Genomic DNA, 23,394 nt, shown 5'->3' on the forward strand with positions numbered 1-23,394 from the left:
CCCACGCTGTCAGGCCTTGCGCCCCGACTGCGGCGACCGGCCGCACAGCCGCGTGTCGGTGCCCTGGAAAGCGACGACTGAAAGTTGATCAATGGTTGGGTTCGTGTCGTCGAGGTTCGTTCGTAGGATGAGGTGTCCTGATGGGTGCACGGTAGGGAGACTGTTGGTGCTGGCTGCCGTTGCCGGCTCGCCCGGACCGCTTGCCGAGGTCCTGGCCCTGCGTGATGTGGACGGGCCTGCGGATCCTGGCACGGGTGAGGTCGTGGTGCGCATGGTCGCGTCGACCGTCAATCCCTCGGACGAGGTCACCGTCTCGGGTGCCTACGGGTCGCGGACTTCGTTTCCCATGGTTCCGGGGTTCGAGGGTGTGGGTGTGATCGACGCCGCCGGTCCGGGCGTGCCTGCTGCGGCGGTGGGCCGGCGTTTCCTGCCACTGGGGTCCGCCGGGGCCTGGCAGCAGTACAAGCGACTCGACTACTCCTGGTGTGTTCCTGTGCCGGACGACCTTCCCGATGAGGTCGCCTGCTTCGCCTACATCAACCCCTTGACGGCCGTCACGATGGTCGAGCGGTACTGTCGGCCGGGCGTGCGGAATGTGGTGATCACTGCGGCGACATCGGCCATCGGCCGACACCTGGCGGAACTCCTGACCGATCGTGGTGTCGCACCGGTCGGAGTCGTGCGGGGAACGCCGGGGCGGACTGTGACCGAGCCGTCCCGGTGGCGGGCCGTGATCCGGACCAACGAGCCCGGCTGGCGCGAACAGTTGCGGTCGGTGATCGGCCCCCACGGCGCCGATGTGGCCTTCGACTGCGTCGGTGGCGGCGTGGGCGAAGAGGTGTTCACGCTGACGGCCGGCGGCGGTGTGTTCGTCCACTACGGCCTGCTGTCGGGAACGCCGCTCTCGGCGGAGTGCCTCACCGGCCGCAGGGACGTACGCGTGGAGCTCTTCCGTCTGCGTGACATCGTTCAGAAGGACGGCGGGCAGCACCTGTCCGGGCTGTTCGCGCCGGTCTTCGAGAGCCTGCGCCGCGGACGCCTGCGCACGGCCGTCGGGCAACGCATCGGGCTCAGCGAACTCGCCGGCCACCTCAAAGGCCCGGCAGCCGGACCCGCAGGGAAGATCCTTATCGATCCGCAGAGGTGACCACCGCAGCGGACCCGGCCGGCGCCTCACCCGCTGATGGATCATGGTGTCCGGGACGGTGCTGTCGTACGCCGCCGAGGCCGCCGACGCGCATCCCGAGACCGGGGTCTGTTTCACCGGTACCGTGGCACGCCCGGGTATGTCTGCCCTCGGAGTCTCTTTTCTCAACTGACGGCCGTAGTCTCATCCGTGCTTGCGGAGGTACGCCTCCAACTCGGCGGCCCCGGTCAGCATTGCCCGCCCGCGGGCGGACAGCCGGCCGTGCCAGTCGCTCAGGGCGGCCTCCAGTGGCTCCAGCCCTCCGGCCGCCCGTACCTGGGCGATCAGCGGGGCGATCTGCTCCAGCAGGTAGCCGCCGCGCCTGAGTTGGTGGGCCAGCCGGGCGTCCTGTACGTCGGCCTCGTCATAGACGCGGTACCCGGTCCGCGGGTCGCGGCGTGGGCGCACCAGCCCGGCATGCTCCCATGCGCGCAGCGTCGCGGGCCGGATGCCGAGTTTTTCCGCCAGCGGTCCGATGAACGTGCCGGCGGGCCCGGATACCACGGCCTGCTCGGATGCCGTGGTGGACTCCAGGTCACGGAGGGCGCTCTCCACGGCCCGGAGAGTTCGCCGGTCGTCGAGGAGCTGTGCGTGGCTCTCGTCGATGAGACGGAACGCCTCTTCGGCCGCGCCCTCGTTCACCGCGCGCATGATCGACGTCGCCGTCCGGTGGCCGTGGCCGGGCACCAGGGCAAGAAACGCGCGCAGGGCCCCCGCGTGCAGTGAGGTATAGGTGCGGTAGCCGTGGAGTGTGCGACCGGCGGCCGGGAGGATGCCGGCTTCCTCGTAGTTCCTGATCGCCTGGGTGGACAGACCGTGCCCGCGTGCCAGATCAACCGGCCTGAGCCGCTCACCGTTTTGAGAGTGTCTCCCCATGGAGCCGACGATATCGAAGAAAAGTTTCAACCGAGACTTCAACGATACCGTTGAAGGCATGGCTACTGACATCAAGGACACCGCCCATGCCGTCGAGGCGGCGGCCGTCATGAGGCTGCTCCCGGCCCGCCCGCGGCTGCTCGCCCTGGGCGAGCCGACCCACGGCGAGGACGCTCTGCTCGCCCTGCGCAACGAGCTCTTCCAGGAACTCGTCGAGCAGGAGGGGTACCGGACGATCGCGATCGAGAGCGACTGCCTGAAGGGCCTGGTCGTGGACGACCATGTCACGTCGGGAACGGGCACCCTCGACGACGCCATGGAACGCGGATTCAGCCATGGCTGGGGCACCTTTGCGGCCAACCGCGAGCTGGTGCGCTGGATGCGCGCCTACAACGCCGGCCAGCCCCAGTCCGAGCGGCTCCGCTTCACCGGTTTCGACGGCCCCCTGGAAATCACCGGCGCCGCGAGTCCCCGGCAGGCCCTCACCGCACTCCACAACTACCTCTCAGCCCGGGTGGACGCGGACCTGCTCCCCTGCACCGGGGAAACACTCGACCGCCTGCTCGGCGCCGACGACCTGTGGACCGATCCCGCCGCGATGATGGACCCGGCCCACTCCGTGGGGCAGTCGGCCGAGGCCAGGCAGCTACGGCTGCTCGCCGACGATCTGGTGGCGCTGCTCGACGCGCAGACACCCCACCTGCTCGCGACCACCTCGCAAGACGACTGGCACCGGGCACGCCTGTACGGGCGCACTGCCACCGGCCTGCTGCGCTACCACTACTGGATGGCCGACGCCTCACCGGCCCGCATGACACGGCTGTGCGCGCTGCGGGATGTGATGATGGCCCACAACCTCCTCGCCGTCGCCGCTCGCGGCCCGGCACTCGTCCACGCCCACAACTCCCACCTCCAGCGGGAGAAGAGCACGATGCAGATGTGGCAGGGGCCGGTGGAGTGGTGGAGCGCCGGTGCGCTGGTGAGCGGCCAACTCGGCGAGGAGTACGCCTTCGTGGCCACGGCCCTCGGCACCATCCGGCACCAGGGCGTGGACGCTCCGCCCGCGGACACCGTCGAAGGGCTCCTGTACGCGTTTCCGGAGGACCGCTGCGTCATCGACGCCCCGCGACTGGCCACCGCCCTCGGCGACACCCCGCCCGCGCCCCGCGTATCCCCCTGGTTCGGCTACTCCCCACTCGACCCGGCCCAACTTGCGGACAGCGAAGCGATCGTGTTCGTCAAGGACGTCCCCTAGCCACAGCGCTATGGCTTCGGCTCGTCAGGGGGATGCTGTGCGAGCAGGAGGCCAAGCAGCCGGAGGGGGGCGCGGCCGCTGCTGGTGAGCCGGAAGTCGGCCCACCAGCGGCATGTGCAGCGTCGAGGAGCCCGCTGAACTGGCTTGACCCGGCCCGGATCTCGCTGCCCAGGCGTCGGATCCGGCCGCCGACCACCCACAGCTCGTCGCGGGCCTCCTGCGGTCCGACGAGCATCCGTCCCTTCAGGTGCGGCACCGCGCGATCACTCGTGTACCGCACCTTGATTCGGTGCTACCCGCTGTCGCCCGCCCGGTCCGCCTTCTCCTCCTCGACCTGCGCCTTCGCGGGGTCCAGGAGCCGGGACAGAAAGTGCCGGGTGCGTTCATGAGCGGGGTTCCCGATGACCCGGTCCGGTGTGCCGTCCTCGACGATCACCCCGCCGTCCATGAAGACGACCCGGTCGGCGACCTCCCGCGCGAAGCTCATCTCATGGGTGACGACCATCATCGTCATGCCCTCGTCGGCGAGCATGCGCATTACGGCGAGGACGTCGCCCACCAGCTCGGGGTCGAGCGCGGATGTCGGTTCGTCGAAGAGCATCACCTCGGGGCCCATGGCGAGCGCGCGGGCGATGGCGACGCGTTGCTGCTGGCCGCCGGAGAGGGAGGAGGGATAGGCGTCCGCCTTCTCAGACAGGCCCACGCGCTCCAGGTTCTCGGCGGCGATCTCCGCGGCCCGCGCCTTGCCCCGTCGAAGGACCCGGCGCTGCGGCAGTGTGAGGTTCTCGGTCACCGTGAGGTGCGGGAAGAGGTTGAACTGCTGGAACACCATGCCGATGCGGCGCCGTACGGCGTCGATGTCCACATCGGGGTCGGTCACCTCGGTGCCGCCGACGAAGACCTGTCCCTCGGTGGGCTCCTCCAGGAGGTTCACACAGCGCAGCAGGGTCGACTTGCCGGAGCCGGAGGGTCCGATGACGCAGACCACCTCGCCCTGGCCGATCTCCAGATCGATGCCGCGCAGCACCTCGTTGTCCCCGAAGGACTTGTGCAGGCCGCGAACGAGTATCTCGGGGACAGTGCTCACTTGACGGCTCCCTGGGCCTTGGCCTCCATGCGGCGCACCACGAACCCGAGCGGGATCGTGACCAGCAGATAGCACAGGCCCGCGACCAGGATCGGTGTGGAGTTGGCGGTCTGGCTGGCCAGATCCCGGCCGAACTTGGACAGTTCGCGCTCCTCCAGCGTGACGCCGAGGAACAGCACCAGCGAGGAGTCCTTGAAGAGCAGGACCAGTTCGTTGGTGAGCGGCGGAAGGATGATCCGGAACGCCTGCGGAACGATGATGGAGATCATGGCCCGGGCCGGCGAGAAGCCCAGCGAACGGGCCGCCTCCATCTGTCCCTTGGGCACGGCCTGGATGCCCGCGCGGATCGTCTCCGCCATGTACGCGGCCGAGACCAGTCCGAGCGCCAGGGCCACCTTGCCGTACGTTCCCCCGATGATCTCCGTGCCGGGGAAGGCCAACGGCACGGCCACACCGACGAAGATGAAGATCAGCAGGGCGGGCAGACCGCGGAAGATCTCGATGTAGACCCCGGCGACCCAGCGGTAGGGACCCACGGACGACAGCCGCATCAGCGCGATGACCATGCCGAGGACCAGGCCGACGACGAAGCCGGTCAGGGTGAACAGCACGGTGTTCTTCAGCGCCAGGGTGATGACGTCCGGGAACATCCGACGCGCGATGTCCGCCTGCGCGAACTGGTTTTGCAGTCGACCCCAGTCGGCCGTGGCCGCGAAGGCGATCACGGCGGCGACGAAGACGGCGTACTGGATGCCGCGCGAGAGCGTGCGCCGCCGGCTCCGGGTCAGGCGCCTTCTGCGGGACCGTACTTCGGCGCCGGCGGTGCCGGTGGTTTCGCTCATGAGGCGGACGGCGAGGCGGCGGACGGGGTGTACGGGCCGATCCACTGCTCGTACAGCTTCTTGTAGGTGCCGTCGGCCTTCGCGTCCTTGATCGCCTTGTTGATCGCGGCGAGGAGTTCGGAGTTGCCCTTCTTCACCGTGAAGCCGTACTGCTCACCGGTGTCGAGGTTGCCGACCACCTTGAAGGCGTCGGCGTTCGCCTTGTCCTTGAGCCAGCCCTGGACCACCGGGTAGTCGATGACGACCCCCTGGACCTGTCCGGTGCGCAGGCCGTTGAGGACGGCGTCGGAGGACTCGAAGGAGACGGGGTCGAAGCCCTGCTTGCGCACATGGTCCTCCCCGGTGGTCTGCGCCTGGGCACCGAGCTTCTTGCCCTTGGCCTTCACATCGTCCAGGGACGTGATGCCGCTCTTCTTGTCGACCAGGACGGCCTGGGTGGCGTCGAAGTACGGGTCGGAGAAGTCGACGTTCTTCTTGCGCTCGGCGGTGATGGTCATGCCGGCGGCGGCCAGATCGCACTCGCCGGAGTTGAGGAACGCACCGGTCTTGAAGTTCTCGAAGGGCGTGTCGAGGATCTGCTGCTTCACCCCGAGGTCCTGGGCGACCAGGTCGATCAGGGAGACGTCGAAGCCCTGGACCTTGCCGTCGACCTCCGACTGGAAGGGCGGGTACGGCAGATGCGTGCAGGTCGTGAGCCGGCCCGCCTTGACGAGGTCGACTCCGCCGTCGGCCGACTTGCCCGTGCCGCCGCTGCCGCTCGATGTGCAGCCTGCCACGAGCACCGCCCCGGCCGTCGCGGTGATGGCGGCCAGGATGCGGACCCGGCGTCCGAGGAGCGTGTTCACGGGGGACCTCTCTGTGGGGGACGTGCGGATGCAGACTATAAGAAGATCTTTGACCCCCTCAAACAAGCCTGAGGCATGGGAAATTCCGGGCCCGTACCGTCTTACGGGATGTCACCGGCCGGATGCGGAAGCATCCCGTCGGTCTCAGCCGACGGCGAGCAGTGGATCGACTTGACGACCGGGCCGGCCCCGACGGGGGCGCGGGAGCCGCTCGTGATCGGGGCGTCCCCGCCGAGTTGCGCGAACTGGCGCGTCGCTCCGCACCCGCCGCTCGCGGACGGCCGGGTCCGGGCGGCGCACGTGGACGGGTACCTGAGTCCGTTCAACACGCAACGGGCGCGAGACCCGTGTGACGCTGCACGGCGCGCAGCCCTACCCACGGAGCACGGCGTCCACTACCGGCCGGTGGCCATTGACGGCCGTACCGCGTACGCCTACCTTGCCCTCACCCGCGCGGCGGACATGTGCCGGTCGTGACGGGTCGCGAGGAGATGGGGGGCAGGGCGATGAAGGCAGTGCTCCAGGAGCGGTACGGGCCGCCGGACATCCTGCGGCTCCAGGAAGTCGACCGTCCCCGGGCCGGGGACGGCCAGGTGCTGGTTCGTGTGCACGCTGCCGCGCTCAACCCCTACGACTGGCACATGATGCGCGGCGACCCTTACGCGGCGCGGCTGATGGGAGGCATGGGACTGAGCCGTCCGCAGTGCCGATCGGGTTGGCCCAGGACGCGTAGGCGGGGTGAAGCACAACTCGCCCCGGTGCTTCTTCGCCCAACGCCGGATCTCGTCGTTCTTGTGGGCGGACAGGTTGTGGATGAGTGCGCGGATGAAGTCGGTGAGGGCGGCGAAGACGTGGAAGACGAGCCGGCCGGGGACGGGTTCGCCTCGCACGAACGTTGGTGCGGTCGGCGGCGGGTGTCCTGCCTTTCAGCCGCGGCGGTGCCTGGCCGCCATCGCGTGAAACACCTTCTTCGGTTTCCAACGGGTCTCGTCGAGCATGCGGACCACGCCGTAGGAGCCGAGATCCGCGTCTCCGGGCCTGCTGTAACCGGCGAAGGTAAACCAGAGCGCGGTGTCCACCCCTTCCTCTTCGAAGGTGTCCAGCAGCTCGATGAGGTAGCGAACCTGCTCGTCCTCGTCCGGCACCGCGTCGTGCGGCACCTGCCAGGCCGAGCCGCCGCGCTCGCCCGCGCCCCGGTAGGCGCAGGTTCCGTACTCGGTCACCGCGACGGTCTTGCCCTGTGCGAGGTGTCCCCGCAGTTCGGACCGGAAGGTGTCGGCGTTGTACGCGGCGCGGTAGGCATCGATGCCGACGAGGTCGAACGGACGCCAGTCAACGAACTCCCAGGGAGCCGAGGCGTACGTGATGCGCCCGCCGAAGCGGGCACGTACCGTCTCGGCGGCTTGCGCGAGGAAGACGTTGAGACGTTCCTGCACCGGGCCAAGGCCGTTCCACCACTCCATGTCCGCCTCAGCCATGGCCCGCAGACGGTCGCCGTAGGTGTCACCCGGGATGAAGCCGCCGCAGAACGCGCTCATCTCACAGCCCGCGACGAACACCACTTCGGCACCGCTCCGTCGTACGGCTTCGGCCCGGCGGGCACAGTCGGCGAAGAACGACAGCAGCCGGTCGGCGGGAAGGTCGACGGGGAACGGGGCGAACCACACCTCGAGGCCGGCGGCCGCCGCATAGCGGGCGGCGATGCTCAGCCGTTCGGGATCACGGCCGGAGACGCGTACGGCATCGCAGTGCAACTCGTCGGATATCACCGCCATGTCATGCCGGACCGTTTCGTGGGTGAAGGTCTTGCGGGAGAGGTCCTGTCCGGGGAGGAACCCGGTGTCGTAGTTGATGCCCCGTGCGCGCATGTCACTGCCCCTTCAGGTGATGGACGCCATGCTCCAGCAGGGCGAAGGCGAGTTCGGTGTCCTTGACCAGGGCGCGGGCCGCCTGCTGTGGTGATGTGCCGCCGGCCAGGAGGCGGAAGAAGGACTCCCGGAGGGTGAGCACGGTCGCAGCGATCTGAGCCGCCACCAGTGCGGCCGCCGTCTTCCCGTACTCCTCCGCCAGTACGTCGGCGAGCGCCCGGCGTTGCTGGTAGAGCAGGGCGTTCGCGGTTCCGCTGAGCGCGGGGCTGTCGAAGATCACGCGCATCTGGGCGAGCACTTCGCCCCGGTCCATCGCTGCCATGTGCCCGTCCGCGAACGCCTCATAGTGGGCCTGCAGCGCCTGGAGCGGGGAGTGCCCTGCCGGCCGCCGGGTGACGATCTCGGCCAGGTTCTCCTGTCCCACGCCCTGCAGCGCGAGCGACTCCTTGCTGGGGAAGTACGTGAAGAGGGTGGCCTTGGCGACTTCGGCGGCCTCGGCGATTTCACTGACCGTCACGGCATCGAAGCCGCGCTCGGCGAACAACTGCAATGCCACAGCGGTGATGCGCCGCTTCGTCTGTTCCTTCTTGCGCTCGCGAAGCCCTGCCATAGGGAGACTATAACCAGACCCGGTTCAGAATTGAACCGGGTCTGGAGATGGGGTGGATCGCCATGTCCCCTACAGCCTTTGGCGACTTCCGCAGCAGGGCGGTGAGCCTCTCCCAACCTTCCCCGAGAGTCTGCCAGTTGGCCTGGTAGCGTGACGAAGTCCCTGGTAGCCGGGGTATGGCGCGTTGCGTTACATCAGCCGCTGCCAGCGGCCCGCGGATGGGTAGGGGAGCCCGAACTCATGTGCGAACGTGGGGCTATGGTGCTCGCATGGCGCTACCCATCCTCATATCCGTCAGGCTTCGCCTGAGAACTGCTCAGTTGACTACGGCCACGATGCCCGGGCTCGCAGCTGGAGGCCGGCCATGAACCGGCCTTTGCGGGCGGTTGCTGTCTTCTGTGGTCTGCTGATGCTGGCCTTGCTGATCCGGGCGAACTGGCTGCAATACGTGGACGCTGAGGCGCTGGCGTCGGATACGAATAATCGCCGCGTGCTGATCGAACGGTTCGCCTCTCCGCGGGGTGACATCATCGTCGGTGGCGAGGCGGTGACGGGGTCCGAGGCGGTCGCGGGCAGGGAACTCAAGTACAAGCGCACCTACGTCAATGGGCCGATGTACGCGCCGGTGACCGGCTTTGCGTCACAGGCGCAGGGCATGTCGCTGCTGGAGAAGACTTATGACGGCATCCTGTCAGGGAAGGACGACCGTCTGGCGTTCCAACACTTCTTGGACGTGGCGACGGGCAAGGACCGTGGCACTGGGGCCGTGGTGACCACGATCGACCCGCGGGCGCAGAAGGCGGCCTATAAGGGGCTGACCGGTCTGAAGGGTGCGCGGGGGGCTGTTGTCGCTCTGGACCCGAGGACCGGGAAGGTGCTGGCCCTGGCGTCGGCGCCGTCCTACGATCCGTCGGTGTTCGCGGGCAACACCTTCAAGGAGTCCGACAGGTTCGTGGCCCTGGACAAGGACAAGCGCAAGCCGCTGGCGAACCGGCCGCTGCGGGAGACCTATCCACCCGGATCCACGTTCAAGATCCTCACGGCTGCCGCGGCCCTTGAGCACGGCGTGGTCACGGACATCGACGCCCCGAGCGAGGCGGATTCCCCCTACCAGCTGCCCCAGTCGACGAACCGGATCGGCAGCGAGGCCGGCGACGCGGTCTGCGGCAAGGCTTCCATGAAGACCGCGATGCAGTACTCCTGTAACAACGTCTTCCTCGACGCCGCCGCCAAGCTGGGGGAGGACCGGATGCGCGAGACGGCGGAGAAATTCGGGTTCAACGAGGACGTTTACTCGCCGGACTTCGGAGACCTGCGCGCCACGAAGAGCATCTATCCGCAGGACCTGGACAAGCCAGGAACCGCTCTGACCGGCATGGGGCAAGGCAGCCTCACCAGCACCCCCATGCAGATGGCCCTCGTCACCGCGGCGCTGGCCAACGACGGCAAACTCATGCAGCCCTACATCGTCGACGAGATCCGCGGACCGGACCTGAGCACCCTGGAGAAGACTGAGCCGGCCGTCATGAGCCAGGCCGTCTCCGTCCCCACTGCCCAGAAGGTGCAGCAGATGATGGAGCACACTGCCAAAGAAGGCAGCGCCCAGCGCGCGCTGATCGACGGCATCGTTGTCGGCGGCAAGACCGGCACCGCGCAGCGAGGCGTGAACGTCGCGGATGAAGTGCCGTACGGCTGGTTCGTCTCCTACGGCAAGAGGCCTGACGGTGCCTCGGTTGCCGTCGCCGTGTTCATTGACCCCACCGGCATGGACATCTCCCGCCAGGACATCTCGGGCGGCCGACTCGGCGCTCCCATCGCCCGCAGCGTCATGAAGGCAGTGCTGCAGAAGTAGCGAGGCTCGCGCTGCGCGACGGCCGGACCATCCGGCGGGGCAAGGGGTACTCGCTGCGGGTCACCGCACCGCTCAGCGTCCACCAGGCGGCAATGGAGGCGTGCGCCGTCCTCGCCGTCGACGGGGCGGTCCCGGCCGGACGCAAGGCCTACCGGGTGTACGCCGACCGCGTCGAAGCCGTCCCAGCAGCACGGGGGATGACCGCTGGGACGGCTCCGTCAGCGTAGGGGCTGACTGGCAGGACAAGGGCCCGGATTGCCGATCTCGGTGAGCCGGGCCCGCGAACATCCCGACCGGCCTGCGCCTTCCTGTGTATGACCTGGGCAGAAGCCCTCACGGAAGGAAGTGCATTGAGGATCTTCGCAAGGCCTCTGGCCCGTCTGGCCGTGTCGCTGGCGAGCACGGCCGCACTGCTCGCCATCGCAGCCCCTGCGCCCGCCGTGGCAGCGTCGCTGGGGCGGGCGTGCATGTTCGTCGCGCCCAAGGGGGCGGCTGGCATCGGGCACGCCGCGTTCGCCATCAAGGTGCGCGGCGAGCGCGACCACTGGATTTACGGGTCGTTCGGCTCCACCAACGACGCGCCGTTGAACGGCTGGATCAAGGGGTGGGGGCAGGCCCGCGGCCACTTCAAGAAGGTGTACGACCGCGACCACCACAGTCCGCGCCACTACACCCAGTACCGGTGCGTGAACACACGGGACGGCAACCACAAAACGGCGCAGGAATGGTATCGGACTGTCCAGGCCCGTGGGTACGGGGGTCGGTGAAGTCAGAGGGGGGCGGCTGGCACAGCGCTCCACTTGGCCAGTCGGAGATTGGCCACATCGAATAAACCCTGGCCAATCTTCGAATGGCATTTGGTTGTTCACGGCCGTCTCGGCCGGCGCCGCGGCTGGGTCAGCCTGGCTTGACCGCCAGCGTCGCAAAATAGTTCGACATGTATTGGGCGGATGCGTTGGATTGGTGCGGTGCTTCTGCGAAGCCGGTGAGGACGAACCCCGCGGCGAGTTGCCCGCCGATCTGGTCGGTGAGGGTGTGACTATATTCAAGAGGGGCATCCGCGCCGAACTTCGTGGCGCGTTCCTCGGCGGAGTACTGCGTGACATCGCTGTAGGGCAGCTTGTGCACGACGACCAGCTCGCCGCGCTCGTCGAGGGCCTCGTGGTCGAACAAGTACACATCAGGGTTGAGGAAGCCCACGAGCAGAGTTCCGCCCGGTCGTAGGACGCGGAAGCACTCACGCCACACCGGTGCCAAGTCGGGTACGAATACGTTTGAGACCGGGTGGAACACAACGTCGAATGCTGCGTCGCCGAAGGCGCTGAGGTCGCGCATGTCGCCCAGGACGGTGCGCAGCTCGAGTCCGTCGCGCGCCGCCACCATCTGGTCCTGGCCGAGCTGGCGGGGCGAGTTGTCGAACACGGTGACCCGCGCCCCTGCGGCGGCGAGGATCGGACCCTGCTGGCCACCGCCGGAGGCCAGGCACAACACGTCCTTGCCGGTCAGGTCCGTCGGCAGCCAGGAGCGGTCGACTGGCTCACGCCCGATGAGAACAATCGACCAGTCGCCCATGCGGGCGCGCTCGACATCCTCAGCACTCACCGGCCTCGACCACTCGTTGCCCTCCTGGACATACTTGTCCCAGGCTGCCCGATTATGGGCACCGGGGTCGACGACAATGTCCTGCACGTTTAACTCCCTGCTACAGCCAAGCGGACACCAGCGGTACTGACAGTTCGGTGCCGCTAGCCAACACGATCACAGGTGCGGGCTCAACGAAATTAGCGGGCGTCGAGGTGCCCACGGGCTCGCCGGGTGGTCGCGCAGCGGGTGCGTAAGCGCTGGTTGACGGGGTTGCGGAACCGTAGGCTCGCGGGCGACGGTCTTGATGACCCGGTTGGTGCCTTCGGAGCCGGCATTGGTGATCCCGGTACACAGGAGCGCCAGGATCTCTGGCCACCACGTCTCGACGGTTGTGGCCAGACGCTGCAGTTCGGGAAGGCCGGCGTCGGCGCAGCGTCGGCAGAACCGGTACAGCAGATCGCGGACCAGTTCCCGGTCCGGGCGGGTCCGGGCTGTGGCAAGCAGGCCCAAGAGCGGTTCCCACGGCCCCCTTGTCCATGGCCGCACTGTACAGCGAGGACGGGGTCCCGTGACCTGGAGCCGCCTACGCCAGCGTTGGTCGCCGTTGTGCGCCCTCGGACGGCCAGAGACGGCCCCGGGACTACATACCCGAGGCCGGGAAGCCGGCGCGGGAGTACTGGGAGACGTACCGGCCGCAGGCCCTGGCGGAGTTGGGGAACGAGGAGCAGCGGGCGGAGTTCTTTCACGCCCTGGATCTGCGGACGACGGAGAAGATCGGGAACGCAGTACTTGCTCCAGCAGCTTCCGGCGGGGCAGCGGGCGGCGGCCCGGCGGGCGCCGGTCGTCGGGGTGGAAGCTGGGCGGGTCGCCGTCCAGCGCGGGCGAGAGCAACCGGTAGCCCATCCTGCCGGGCCGGGGCATGCTCCCGTTTTCGTTGTCTGCCTCTGCCCAGACGGCTACGCTTCTGGGCATGAAGGAGATCAGGGTTCAGGTCGACGACGGCACCTTCGAGGGTATCGAGGAGCGAGCCGCGGCCGCCGGCATGGAGGTCTCCGAGTTCGCTGGCCAGATACTCGCCGAGGCCGAGCAGAAGCGCCGATTCCTCGCGGCCGCACAGCACTTCACAGCCCTACTCACCCCCGCTTTCACGGAGGCGTTCGGCTACCCGGAGGTCGACCGCGGGGCAGCGGCCGCGTGATCCTCCGCGTTGACCGCGGGTGGCTACTGGAGATTGCCCGCCAGAACCTGCCCGGCGCCCCCGATGTCACCGACTATGGCACCCTCGCCGCCGCGGCCGCCCGACACACCGACGAGGTGATGGGCACCCTCGTCTATACCCAGCCGCACCACCGCGCCGCGGCACTCATGCATCAACTGATTCGAGTGCCCGGGCTGGAGACCTTCAACGAACTGTTCGGCGTGGTCGCGGCCCCGTCGTACCTGGCGGCGAGCGGACTCACGGTGATCGTCGAACCGAAGGACGCCGTTGCCCTCGCCGCCCAGGTTCGTGACGGGCTCGGCTTGCGTGACCTGGCCGACGAGATCCGACGGGAGTGGATCGCGGGCTGACCACCCGGCGGTCAGCCAGAGGACGGCGACGGTCTGGGCGGTCGGCAGTGAGTCGAGCTCGACGTGGCGCACCGCGGCCGTGGGCGTCTTCCGGCAGATCCGCAGGGCAGAGATGGCCGTCCGGGGAGCCCTCCTTGGTTTTTAGTAGTACCGCGAGACCCGATTCCCCGCGTACCGTCCTCGCTCCAGTTGAGCTTTGTACTGAAGCCGCTCGGTGCTGCTCATGCCTCTGAGCATTCCCTCTTGCTTCCTCGCGGCGTGGGACTCTATGGCTGCTCGTAGCAGTTTTTCGGGGACTGTGTCCCAGGGCTTGATGGAGCTGTAGAGACGTTGCTCCGCCCCTGTAAGGCCACCTGGGAATGCATCAGCAATCGCGCGCTCAACGACTCGGGCCCGATCTTCTGTGCGCTGGTCGCGGCGAGCGGCCAGCGCACTCCTGAGCTCTTCTCTCGCTGGACTTGGCAGCCCGCCAACGTAGCTTCGCGCGCGCTTGCTTCCCTCGATGTGCGCTTTGTTCATTCTGTTTATTCGCGGCATGTGCCGGAGGTTAGCGAGAGCCGCCACAGCGGCACTGCTTGGGGGCGTGCCTGAGCAGAACTATCTTCTCAGGGCCGCTCCGCAGCCGGATTCGGTGCGACGGGCCCCGGCGAGGACCAGCAACACGACCTGGGCGCCGGCCCCCTCAGCCGAACCGCTACTGGGCCGGCCCAGCAAGCGCTTTGATCGACAGAGGCGGGCAACGCCCCTCGTTCCGGTTAAGGCTCGCCAGCTCTTCCGGTGGTTCGGCTCCGTCCCGAACGGCCGTGATGTAGGACCTCGGCTCGATAAGGGGTGGTTACGCCTTTGCCCTGCAGCGTTTTGAGCGGAATATGAGGTTCCAATGAGGCGGGTATCAGTCATTCCGTTTATGCTGCGCGCTTCCATTGGTGCGAGTCAGTCCCAAATTTCCCTCGGCCGCGAGATCAATAGAGCCGTATGTCCACTTTGCCCATCTCGAGTGTTCTCGGCCGCGCGGTCAGCATGATCTAGCAGGGGGGCAAACTCAGGGTTACTGTCCTTTTGCCTCCGGAACCGATCCGGGGGCGCGGGCGCCACCTGACGCACTCGGTTTCCAGGCCATCAGTGTGCGTCGGAGGCAGCGCCCGCACCGACTTACCCGAAGGACCACGATAGTGAATCGTCGGTACCGAACAAAGCCCCCATCCTCCTCCCGCCGCGTCACCGTGCACACGGTGTGCGTGACGGCGCTCCTCGCCGGCAGCATCGCCGTGCCGACCGCCCTCTCGGCACCCACGGCGCGGGCCGCCGAAGCGTGCAGGAGCGGCATCCCGACATATGTCCATGACGTCAGCAGCGAGTCAGGTGGCGTGCTGCGGAAGTACCTGGACTGGGACCCCCTGACCGGCAACGCCGCCGGCGTGCTTCTCGACACGGGGGAAACGGCCCCTCTTGAGGAGTACAGCGAGTTCTTCACCGGCGGTCGCGGCATCATCTACGTGAAAACGTCTGAAGGTGCGCTGAAAACGTACAAGGACAACTCCGCCACCGGTGGAAGCATGCTGACCCCTGTGCGGGATTACGGGGGCAACTGGAATGCGTACGAGCGCATGTGGTCCACCGGTGACAACCGGATCTTCGCTCTGCATCAGGATGGTGCGCTGGAGGTCTACGCCGTCGCCAACCCGTCGTCCGGGTCCGGGGCCATCTCGAAGGTCAGGACTGTTCCCCGCACCGATCCGGCCGTCGCCGCGATCGCACAGGCCGATGACGTGTGGTCCGCGGGGCAGGTCGTCTACACGCTGAGGCGCGGTGTGGCCGACCGGTACGGCGAGGTGAAGGCGTGGCGCTACTCCGACAGTGCCTCCGGATCACCTTTCCCCAACGGATCCACCACTGTTGTCACGCGCGTCGACACCAAGACCAGGCGCGGGTGGAGCCCCGGTCCGGGCACCATCTACACGGTGGGAGACACCCCCGACTACACCGGGATCGCCACGAGCTACACCGGGACGGCGCTCATGGACATCGCCAATCCCGAGGTGGGCGCCGGTATATACGGTGATGTGCACGCCGACATCGCCTCCTGCCTGGCGAGCCCCTCCCCTGACATCAAGCCATCTGTCGGACCTGTGCCTCCGCAGACGGAGACTCCGCCCAAAGCGGTTACCGACGGGTCTCCCGACCCGTCACCCCAGAATCCCACCCAGTTCTCCGGTGAGTTCGTTCTGGGCGACGGAAGACCTGCCGCAGGGCTGCCGGTCAGGGTCGAGGCCGTCGACGTCACGAGTGAGAGCACCGACGAAGTGCAGCTGATCACGCTGGGCACCACCGTGACGGCATCGGACGGCACCTGGACGGTGCCCCTGCCGGCAACACTGCCCGAAAGCGTGAAGCGGGCCGCCGCCGACAACGGGGGCATCATCAACGCCATGGCCAGTGTCAACGGCAAGACGTCCTCGGGTCACATGATGCGCGGCACTCACATGGTGACCGCCGCTCCGGCGACAGCTCCGGCGACGGCACGCGCGCTCGTGGCAGCCGCCGCGGAAGACGGCAGTGAGCCCTCCAAGATGCGTCCTATCACTGATGACCTCCGCAAGGAACAGGCTCAGCCGACCGTCGCACAGACAAACCTGAGCTGGGCCTCGAGGGACGAGCAAGTCTCGGTCGACACGCTCGGAGACAAGCCGCTGCCCGAATACCAGAGCGATACCGTCCGGGAACCGCAGGGGGATCCCTACGTCGTCGACGGCGTTGACATCAAGTCCCTGATTGTCACGCCCATGGACGGTGGTTGCGACAAGACCAGCGAGACGGTCATCGGCACGCAGATCAAGTACACGACCGTCGCCGAGGGCCACGCGTACTGGGACGCGAAGGCAACCGTGGACTACGACTCCAAGTTGTCCACGAGTGTGGAGGTCGCGGTCAAGACCGGAACCAAGTGGACGATCGAAGGCTCCGTGACGCTCGGCTCGGCCATTGGCACCGCCACCGGCTACTCGAACAGGGGGCCATACTTCGCCAAGCAGTGGAAGGTCCCGATCGAGTACAAGAAGATCAAGGAGAAGTGGACCTGCAACTACGGGCGCGACACGTACTACCGTTACAAGATTATGGGCAGCAAGTACAAGGTTCCTTTCGGCGGGGTTGTCGGCAAATCCGGCAAGGACGTGAGCAGCAGGGACGGCGACGTCAATTACAGCAAGTCACCCAAGACGCACCGCGCCTGGGTGGAAGCGGGATCCTACTTCCAGATCTCCAAGAACCGCAGCACCAAATGGTCCGGGGCGGTCAGCGCGTACGGCGTCAAACTGGGAGGGTCCACCCAGTACGACCGGGACCACAAGCAGCGAATAACAGCTGGAAATTACAAGAACGCGCGGCACGACATCTGGGGAAAGAATGACAGGGTTTCGGGCAAGCCCGGCGTCTTCTACTCGTACTAGGGCGCTTGCCTTCCTCGCCGCTTTCATGCTAGCCGGATGCTCGCCGGCGCAGGAGGCCGGACAGGCGGAACCAGGAAGCGCCCTCGCGGTCGACGGTGCCCAGTCGAGCGGCACCGTAGGCAACGAGCACACCCGTGTGGGGGAGATCTGGTACTTCGCCCTCCCGGTGCCGTACAACACCTCCTCGAAGCCCATCGAGATAACGAAGGCCGCTGTCGAGCACATCCCTTCCGGCATCAAGGTCCTGGAGTACGGCGCGTACGACCTGAACGACACCGAAGGTCTCCCGGTTCTGGCCAAGGAAGGCGGGCCGTACACGCCTGAATTCGCGAAACTGAAGAACTACGCAGCACAGCCCGTCAAGGTTCCGGCAGGGAAAGAAAGCACCATCTTCTACCTGGCCAAAATGAAAATCATCGCACCACCGAAAGAGACAGCGCGTAAGTGCCGCTTCGAATATGAGCAGGGTGGTCGGGCGTACATCCAGACGCTGGACTGCGAGCTCGAACTCAAAGTTACCGAGTAGGAGCTTTCGCAGGACGCATCTCTTCGGCCAGGCCGGTCGGCTGGGCCCCCCTCCGCACGACACGAGAGCCCAGCCGGCCCCCTCTCTCAATCGCAAAACTCTCGCCCAGCCTGTCGGCAGTCGAGCGACAGCCGCTCGGTTTCTGTCCGCACCAACGGAGGAAAAATGAGACATTTTCACATGACTGCACTGGTCGCGTCGGTATGTCTCTCCGTCGCCACCCTTGCTGCCGCGAGCACCACCGCAGCAGCGCAGACCGACGCGGCTCAGTGCCGCCGGCTCGGTTACGGGACCACGACCGGGCTCAGTGGCAGCATGAATCAGTGCACTTGGGACGACGGCCGCATCCGAGTGTTCGGCACCATGCGCGACACCACGCCCAGTGACGGCGCCACACTCTTCACCGTACGGATCGGGTTGTACTCCCGTCAGTGGGTCGTCTGCGCCAGCGACACCCCGATCGACACTGACTACCAGGACGGCGGCCCAGTCGGCTTGATGTACTGGCCGGTCAGCGCGGACCGCTGCTGAACAAAATCCCCGACCCCCGGGGACGGGTATGTGTCCGTCCGCTGATCACGGGTGAGCATCGCGAGTTCGCCATACCCCTCGGTTCCTCGGCATGGGGCCTGACCAGGCGCCTCGTCGCACTCGGCCTGTGCGTTTGTGCAGGGATCACGATGGTTCTTCAGGAATCCCGAAGGCCGCTCCCCAGCATGTCCAGGGCTTTGTCGAGCCGGACCTGCCTGGCCTCCGGCGTGAGCGCCTGAAGCAGCGGCAGGATCAGCAGGTAGCGTCCGGTCTTGTCGAGCGCCTCGAACGCCTTCTTGGCGTCAGGGTTCGCATCGAGCACCGCGAGGTCGGACGGTACCGTCGCCATCTTCTGCGACTCGTAGGCCGCCGCCCATCGCCTGTCCTCCTGCGCCCTGCGCACCGCGGCCAACCCGGGTTCGCGCATCCTCCCCGTGGCCGTCAGCATCGCCACCTTGTCCACATTCACTTGCGACCACAGGCTCGCTGTTCGCCGCTTTCTTCCTTGTCCCGTCACAGAGCCTTTCCGAGTTGTTGAGCGAGTTCTTCGATCCTGGGGAGCAGTCGCGGTCCGAGTGCGGCGACGCCCATCGCGACGGCCACTCCGGTCCAGGCGACCGGGCCGAGGGGTGTGCAGCCGAAGAACTGGCTGATCAGTGGGGTCTCGATCAGGCCGACCAGTACGGCTGCGGAGCCGAGGACAGTGACCCATACCAGTGGGCTGTGTTTGCGGCCGGTGACCGTCTGGTTGAGCTGGGCGCCGACCACGCCGCACAGCGCCATCGTGCTGGTCCGCCGGGCAGAGCCGGGCGTGAGTGTGCCGATCAGCCAGGCTGTGGTTGCTCCGAGTGTGGTGACGACGCCGCGGTGCCTGATCTGCCGCGTGAGGGGATCACCGAGGGCCGCGAGGCCCACGGGGACGCTGTCGGCGAGGGCGGACGCGCCGTCCGCTGTCGCGTCGGCGGTCTCGTCCTGGGGGGTGACTGATACCGCCATCGCCGGGAACATGTCGGTGAGCAGGTTGACCAGCAGGATCTGCCGGGTGGACAGCGGTGACGAGCCGGACAGCAGGGTGCCGAGGACGGAGAAACCGATCTCGCCGGCGTTTCCGCCGATCAGAACGCTGATCGCGTCCGCCACGCTGCGCCACAGCGCCCGGCCCTCGGCGACGGCGTCGACGAGCACGGAGAGCTCCTCGCCGGTGATCACCAGATCGGCCGCGTTTCGGGCTGCCGCCGAACCGCGCACAGCGATGCCGACCCCGATGTCGGCGGCGCGGATGGCGGCGGCGTCGTTGGCGCCGTCTCCGACCATGGCCACCACCCGCCCGGCCGCTTGGAGCGCCTCCACCACGTGCAGCTTCTGCTCTGGTGCGACCCTGGCCACCACCCCGCTGTCGCGCAGCAGGCGGGCCCGGCCCCTCTTGTCCTGGGCGGTCATCTCGTCGCCGGTGACCACCGACACGTCCTCGGGCCAGCCGAGGTGAACCGCCACGGCGCGTGCTGTCTCGGGGTGATCGCCGGTGAGCATGACGGGGCGCACGCCTGCGTGGCGCAGGTCGGCGACCAGTGGTGCCGAGCTGGGGCGCGGGGTGTCGGCCAGCGCGATGAAGCCCGAGCAGGTTCAGGTCTTCGAGTGGCCGGCCGAGTACGTCAGCGGGCTCGTCGGCGCGTGCGAGGTCGCGGCGGGCGACCGCCAGGACCCGCAGTCCGTCGGCGGCCAGGGTCTGGGCTGCGGTTTCGGCGACGCCGTTCCCGCAGGCGGGCAGCAGTACCTCCGGGGCTCCCTTCACCAGGAGCGTGCGGGTGCCGTCCACGTCGCCTCCGATGGCGGCGGCGTATCCCCGGCTGGCCTCGAAGGGTTGCACTTCGAGGGGTGTCCACGGCGATTGGGGTGGGGCCGCGTTGAGGATGGCCTCGTCGGTGGAGTGCGCGTGGATGCCCGCCTCGTGGTCGGGGGTGCGGCAGGTCAGGGCGGCGGCATGGAGCAGCGGAGCCGCCTGTGCGGCGTCGGCCGAATGCTCGACGCCGTCCGCGGTCGCCACACGTATCACGTGCAGGTGGTTCTCGGTCAGCGTGCCGGTTTTGTCGAAGCAGATGGTGTCCATCCGGCCGAGCGCCTCCAGGGCGCGCGGGGTGCGGACCAGGAGGCCGATCCGGCTGAGCCGGCGGGTCGCGGCCAGCTGCGCGACGGTGGCCACCAGGGGCAGTCCCTCCGGGACGGCGGCTACTGCGACGGCCAGACCGCCCTGTACGGCCTGGCGTACCGGGCGCCCGCGCAGCAGCGACAGGCCGGTCACGGCGGCGCCGCCCAGCAGGGTGAACGGCAGTGTTTGGCTGGTGAGTTCGCGCAGCCGGGCCTGCACGCCGGGTGCCTGCTGGGCGCGGGAGGCGAGGTGCGCTGCCCGGCCGGCCTCGGTCGCCTCGCCGGTGCCCACCACTACGGCCCGGCCGTGTCCGGCGACCACTGTGGTGCCCGAGAAGACCATGCAGCGGCGGTCCGCCACCGTGGCCTGTGGTGTGGCGTCGACCTGCTTGGTGGTAGGCAGGGACTCGCCGGTCAGTGAGGACTCGTCGACCTCCAAGTCGTCGGCCGCCAGCAGCCGGGCGTCGGCAGGTACCACGTCGCCGGTGTAGAGCTCGATGACTTCACCCGGCGTGAGCCGCCCGGCTTCCACCGTCCTGGTCTCCCCGGCGCCGAAGTGCGCCGCTCGACGAGCTTCTTGACGCTGCTCCAGTTTCAGGCCGGAGAGGGCGTGTTCGGCGCGCAACCGCTGTACCCCGCCGACCAGGGCGTTCACGGTCATGGCGCCGATCACCATCAGCGCGTCCACGGTGGAACCGAGCAGGGCCGATGCGGTCGCACCGACGAGGAGCAGCGGGGTGAGCGGATCGTGCAGTTCGACGCGGACCGCATTGAGCAGGCGAACCGTCAGGCGTACCGGCGCCAGGACCGGGAGGTGTGAGACTCGCACGACGCTCTTGCGCAGATCCGCCAGCGTGCTCGGCTCAGCCGCCCGGGCGCGGGCCCGCAGACGCGCCACCACCTCCTGTGGCTGGAGGGCGTGCCAGGGCACCCTGGGCGGCGGGTGCGGCGCCCGATCGGCGGCGACCCGGAGCCCGGCGCGCCAGCCCGCGACAAGTGAGGCGACACCGGCGGCGTTCACCGGGCTGACGCGAAAGCCGAGGGGAAAGGTGACGCGTGCTGAGCGGGTCCCCCGGGTCACCACGAGCAGCCCCGCGAGCGCGGCACCGGCCTCGGCGAAGACCTTGGAGTGGTGTCCGACGGTCCGTGCGGCGGAAATCGCCGCCAGCAGCCGCCATGCCCCCTCCAGGCCGTGCAACAGCAACACGTCCGCGCCCCACACCACCGCGCTGCGGTGGTCGGTGAGCGAGAGCGCGATGTCACTGCGCAGCAGGCCGGCCAGCACCTCGCGGCCCTCCGGGCCGAGATCATGTTCCGTCGCCGCCTCGCCGCACGGTACGTGAGCCACCGTCAGCACGACCCGGCCGGAACGCTGAAGATCCCGCACCACGTCGGCCAACGACCGTTCTGCACTGACGAGTTCATCCGCCAGCGCGCCGAAGTCTCCAAGCGAACCGTCGTCCAGCACCAGAACGTACAGGCCTGCCCGACGGGCCGCCTCCATCGCCGCCTCGGCCAGAGGGTCGATCTCCCAGCCGACCAGGACCGTCCCGATGTCCCTGCTCCGCTCCGCCGCGATCATCAGCCCCGCCCCGGACTCGCCCTCGCCGGGAACCGGGCGCAGGTCGAGCACAGGCTCCAGGCCGGGCTGTGCGGGTTCCGCCCCGGATTCCAGAACGGCCGTCGCGGCCTGCCACAACCGGTCGTGATCCCAGTCGGCCACGTTCGCGTTGACGTCCAGGACGGTACGCCGCTCGCTCCGTAGGGCTTCCGGATGCAGCACCACCGTGTCGACCAGCTCCAACTGCCGCAGACGGTCAGGATTGCGCACCAGCACCCCTTCACGGGCCAGCTCGGTGCACAGAGCCGCGGCGAACGCGGCAGGACCGTAGCGGGCGGCCTTCGGATTTCCGGCCAGAAGCGCCTCCGCCGCCTCGTTCACGTCACGCGTGAACAGCAGCGTCCCGGCCGCGCCGAGCAGGGTTCCCGTGACCGCCTGGCCCCGGTACTCCTCGCCCGGGTAGCGGTGAATCGGCGGACGGGCGACGTGTTGACCTGCCAGACTCAGCCGATCGGGTGCGCAGACGATGTCGTGCGCGGCGTCGAACGCGGCGGCCCGGGCGACGGCCTCGATCAGCTGGTCGGCCCGCAGCACAGCGTCCAGGACCAGGGCGGTGGGCGACTGTCCGACGCCGTGGGCGGCCGCATTGGCGGCGGCCAGCACCAGATCGGTGGCCGAGCGGCCCAGGTGGCGCCGCAGCACCGTCCGCACCCGCGGGTCCTCGCGCAGCAGCGTGACCCCGGCCGTCAGCACCTGGGGCGTGCTCTTCACCCGGACAACCCGCGCGGCGACCGCGGTGCTGATCCCCACCGCGTCACAGGCCAGGGCGAGGGCTCCGGACCGTATGCCCCCCGTGTGGCCCGGGTGCGCGGGTTCCAGCACCTCCTCGTCCGGACGTTCCAGCTTCTGGCCGACGGCCAGCTCGGTAGCACGGTCCACCACCCGGTCGGCCACCGCGTCCTGCGTCATCTGCACCACCAGCCGGGCCAGCCCACCGTCCCAGTAGGCGCCGAGCACGTCCGGGCGCTTGGCCAGACCGGCCGCCACCCGCCTGGCCGCTGTCTCCAGGCCACGCACCGTGGCACCCGGCCCAGGACGCAGCGGGAGCTGCACACGGGCTCCGGCACGCCAGTACCCATGGCCGGGCGTCATCGCGTTCCGGCCGACCCGGCCGATCCGCACCGCGGTCCCCGACACCGCCGCCGCCCCAGTCACGGCAGCCCGTAGGGCGGCGCCCGCCGTCGGGAGGAGCCGGCCAACGACCTGGCCGGGCGCCAGCGCGAGGTCCAGCCCCACTGCGGGCAACCGGGTCAAGGCACGCAAGTCCATCGCTCACCTTCGCGGAATTGGGGAAAGCCCTTGCTCTCCCGAGGCCGACGCCGACGGCCGGGTGGCGGTCGCACCACGCCGGGTGGACTGAGTGGTCTTTTCGTCTTGCCCGCCGTCTTCTTCACCGTCTTGGGCTTCGTCGCCGCACGCCTCCCGGCCGAAGACTTCGCCGCGGTCCGACGAGGACGGAGAAGATGCTCGCGTGCCTTCACCCATGATCCGCCTCACCTCACAGAAACATCGTAAATGTCTGTATGCAGCCTTCGCTAAGCGCTATGA

Annotated in this window: 18 protein-coding genes and 3 pseudogenes; 10 read left to right on the plus strand and 11 right to left on the minus strand. The window is 68.2% G+C overall.

The window, feature by feature from the left end:
• The first annotated feature begins 91 nt into the window (after positions 1 to 91).
• The gene (locus ABZ818_RS11685) at positions 92 to 1,147 is read left to right on the plus strand and encodes a zinc-dependent alcohol dehydrogenase family protein (protein WP_361413020.1); all 1,056 of its coding nucleotides are present in this window, start codon (positions 92 to 94) and stop codon (positions 1,145 to 1,147) included.
• A 183-nt stretch (positions 1,148 to 1,330) separates the two neighbouring features.
• On the opposite strand, the gene ABZ818_RS11690 is transcribed toward ABZ818_RS11685, so the two are convergent.
• Positions 1,331 to 2,062 (minus strand): TioE family transcriptional regulator, encoded by a 732-nt coding sequence (locus ABZ818_RS11690; RefSeq protein ID WP_361413021.1) that lies wholly within the window; start codon positions 2,060 to 2,062, stop codon positions 1,331 to 1,333.
• 58 nt (positions 2,063 to 2,120) lie between these two features.
• On the opposite strand from ABZ818_RS11690, the gene ABZ818_RS11695 reads away from it, so the two are divergent.
• Positions 2,121 to 3,317, plus strand: a complete 1,197-nt coding sequence (locus ABZ818_RS11695; RefSeq protein WP_361413022.1) for an erythromycin esterase family protein — start codon at positions 2,121 to 2,123, stop codon at positions 3,315 to 3,317.
• A 292-nt stretch (positions 3,318 to 3,609) separates the two neighbouring features.
• Here the strand turns inward: ABZ818_RS11695 and ABZ818_RS11700 are convergent, their stop codons facing one another.
• The 3 genes from ABZ818_RS11700 to ABZ818_RS11710 are packed head-to-tail and all read right to left on the minus strand — an operon-like array spanning position 3,610 to position 6,091.
• A complete protein-coding gene (locus ABZ818_RS11700; protein ID WP_361413023.1) occupies positions 3,610 to 4,404 on the minus strand; it encodes an amino acid ABC transporter ATP-binding protein in 795 nt (264 codons plus the stop codon).
• The gene (locus tag ABZ818_RS11705) at positions 4,401 to 5,246 is read right to left on the minus strand and encodes an amino acid ABC transporter permease (protein WP_361413024.1); all 846 of its coding nucleotides are present in this window, start codon (positions 5,244 to 5,246) and stop codon (positions 4,401 to 4,403) included. The genes ABZ818_RS11700 and ABZ818_RS11705 overlap by 4 nt, the downstream gene beginning before the upstream one ends.
• A complete protein-coding gene (locus ABZ818_RS11710) occupies positions 5,243 to 6,091 on the minus strand; it encodes a transporter substrate-binding domain-containing protein (protein WP_361413025.1) in 849 nt (282 codons plus the stop codon). The genes ABZ818_RS11705 and ABZ818_RS11710 overlap by 4 nt, the downstream gene beginning before the upstream one ends.
• 506 nt (positions 6,092 to 6,597) lie before the next feature.
• On the opposite strand from ABZ818_RS11710, the pseudogene ABZ818_RS11715 reads away from it, so the two are divergent.
• A pseudogene (locus ABZ818_RS11715) lies at positions 6,598 to 6,795 on the plus strand (NAD(P)-dependent alcohol dehydrogenase); the annotation flags it as partial.
• Positions 6,796 to 6,799: 4 nt separating this feature from the next.
• Here ABZ818_RS11715 and ABZ818_RS11720 read toward each other — a convergent pair.
• The 3 genes and pseudogenes from ABZ818_RS11720 to ABZ818_RS11730 all read right to left on the minus strand — a co-directional run.
• Positions 6,800 to 6,909 (minus strand): annotated as a pseudogene (locus ABZ818_RS11720) (IS630 family transposase); the annotation flags it as partial.
• Positions 6,910 to 7,017: 108 nt separating this feature from the next.
• Complete coding sequence (locus ABZ818_RS11725) at positions 7,018 to 7,959, minus strand: hypothetical protein (protein WP_361413026.1); 942 nt, start codon at positions 7,957 to 7,959, stop codon at positions 7,018 to 7,020.
• Between the two features lies 1 nt (position 7,960).
• On the minus strand, positions 7,961 to 8,569 hold the full coding sequence (locus ABZ818_RS11730; protein WP_361413027.1) for a TetR family transcriptional regulator: 609 nt from the start codon (positions 8,567 to 8,569) through the stop codon (positions 7,961 to 7,963).
• A 364-nt stretch (positions 8,570 to 8,933) separates the two neighbouring features.
• Between ABZ818_RS11730 and ABZ818_RS11735 the strand changes: the two genes are divergently transcribed.
• On the plus strand, positions 8,934 to 10,421 hold the full coding sequence (locus ABZ818_RS11735; protein ID WP_361413028.1) for a penicillin-binding protein 2: 1,488 nt from the start codon (positions 8,934 to 8,936) through the stop codon (positions 10,419 to 10,421).
• Between the two features lie 350 nt (positions 10,422 to 10,771).
• A complete protein-coding gene (locus tag ABZ818_RS11740; protein ID WP_361413029.1) occupies positions 10,772 to 11,188 on the plus strand; it encodes a hypothetical protein in 417 nt (138 codons plus the stop codon).
• Between the two features lie 130 nt (positions 11,189 to 11,318).
• Here ABZ818_RS11740 and ABZ818_RS11745 read toward each other — a convergent pair whose 3' ends face one another.
• Complete coding sequence (locus tag ABZ818_RS11745) at positions 11,319 to 12,110, minus strand: class I SAM-dependent methyltransferase (protein WP_361413030.1); 792 nt, start codon at positions 12,108 to 12,110, stop codon at positions 11,319 to 11,321.
• A gap of 69 nt (positions 12,111 to 12,179) precedes the next feature.
• A complete protein-coding gene (locus ABZ818_RS11750; protein ID WP_361413031.1) occupies positions 12,180 to 12,515 on the minus strand; it encodes a transposase in 336 nt (111 codons plus the stop codon).
• Positions 12,516 to 12,975: 460 nt separating this feature from the next.
• On the opposite strand from ABZ818_RS11750, the gene ABZ818_RS11755 reads away from it, so the two are divergent.
• The 5 genes from ABZ818_RS11755 to ABZ818_RS11775 all read left to right on the plus strand — a co-directional run bounded on the left by ABZ818_RS11755 (position 12,976) and on the right by ABZ818_RS11775 (position 18,080).
• Positions 12,976 to 13,203, plus strand: coding sequence for a hypothetical protein (locus ABZ818_RS11755; protein WP_361413032.1), 228 nt, complete (start codon positions 12,976 to 12,978; stop codon positions 13,201 to 13,203).
• Positions 13,200 to 13,574: a fic family toxin-antitoxin system, toxin component gene (locus ABZ818_RS11760; protein WP_361413033.1), complete on the plus strand. Its 375-nt coding sequence runs from the start codon at positions 13,200 to 13,202 to the stop codon at positions 13,572 to 13,574. The genes ABZ818_RS11755 and ABZ818_RS11760 overlap by 4 nt, the downstream gene beginning before the upstream one ends.
• 1,238 nt (positions 13,575 to 14,812) lie before the next feature.
• Complete coding sequence (locus ABZ818_RS11765) at positions 14,813 to 17,023, plus strand: hypothetical protein (protein WP_361413034.1); 2,211 nt, start codon at positions 14,813 to 14,815, stop codon at positions 17,021 to 17,023.
• Positions 17,024 to 17,048: 25 nt separating this feature from the next.
• Complete coding sequence (locus ABZ818_RS11770) at positions 17,049 to 17,549, plus strand: hypothetical protein (protein ID WP_361413035.1); 501 nt, start codon at positions 17,049 to 17,051, stop codon at positions 17,547 to 17,549.
• Positions 17,550 to 17,864: 315 nt separating this feature from the next.
• Positions 17,865 to 18,080: a hypothetical protein gene (locus tag ABZ818_RS11775; protein WP_361413036.1), complete on the plus strand. Its 216-nt coding sequence runs from the start codon at positions 17,865 to 17,867 to the stop codon at positions 18,078 to 18,080.
• Between the two features lie 157 nt (positions 18,081 to 18,237).
• On the opposite strand, the gene ABZ818_RS11780 is transcribed toward ABZ818_RS11775, so the two are convergent.
• Positions 18,238 to 18,549: a YdeI/OmpD-associated family protein gene (locus ABZ818_RS11780; RefSeq protein WP_361413037.1), complete on the minus strand. Its 312-nt coding sequence runs from the start codon at positions 18,547 to 18,549 to the stop codon at positions 18,238 to 18,240.
• A 44-nt stretch (positions 18,550 to 18,593) separates the two neighbouring features.
• Positions 18,594 to 23,115, minus strand: a pseudogene (locus ABZ818_RS11785) (cation-translocating P-type ATPase).
• Positions 23,116 to 23,394 lie beyond the last annotated feature (279 nt).

Origin of the sequence: Streptomyces sp. NPDC047453 (assembly GCF_040643155.1) — a bacterium.
Classification (GTDB): Bacteria; Actinomycetota; Actinomycetes; order Streptomycetales; family Streptomycetaceae; genus Streptomyces.

Excerpts from the sequence above, each read along its gene's own strand:
- ABZ818_RS11685 (WP_361413020.1), top strand. The coding sequence starts at position 92 with ATGGTTGGGTTCGTGTCGTCGAGGTTCGTTCGTAGGATGAGGTGTCCT.
- ABZ818_RS11690 (WP_361413021.1), bottom strand. The coding sequence starts at position 2,062 with ATGGGGAGACACTCTCAAAACGGTGAGCGGCTCAGGCCGGTTGATCTG.
- ABZ818_RS11695 (WP_361413022.1), top strand. The coding sequence starts at position 2,121 with ATGGCTACTGACATCAAGGACACCGCCCATGCCGTCGAGGCGGCGGCC.
- ABZ818_RS11705 (WP_361413024.1), bottom strand. The coding sequence starts at position 5,246 with ATGAGCGAAACCACCGGCACCGCCGGCGCCGAAGTACGGTCCCGCAGA.
- ABZ818_RS11725 (WP_361413026.1), bottom strand. The coding sequence starts at position 7,959 with ATGCGCGCACGGGGCATCAACTACGACACCGGGTTCCTCCCCGGACAG.
- ABZ818_RS11730 (WP_361413027.1), bottom strand. The coding sequence starts at position 8,569 with ATGGCAGGGCTTCGCGAGCGCAAGAAGGAACAGACGAAGCGGCGCATC.
- ABZ818_RS11735 (WP_361413028.1), top strand. The coding sequence starts at position 8,934 with ATGAACCGGCCTTTGCGGGCGGTTGCTGTCTTCTGTGGTCTGCTGATG.
- ABZ818_RS11755 (WP_361413032.1), top strand. The coding sequence starts at position 12,976 with ATGAAGGAGATCAGGGTTCAGGTCGACGACGGCACCTTCGAGGGTATC.
- ABZ818_RS11770 (WP_361413035.1), top strand. The coding sequence starts at position 17,049 with ATGCTAGCCGGATGCTCGCCGGCGCAGGAGGCCGGACAGGCGGAACCA.
- ABZ818_RS11775 (WP_361413036.1), top strand. The coding sequence starts at position 17,865 with ATGAATCAGTGCACTTGGGACGACGGCCGCATCCGAGTGTTCGGCACC.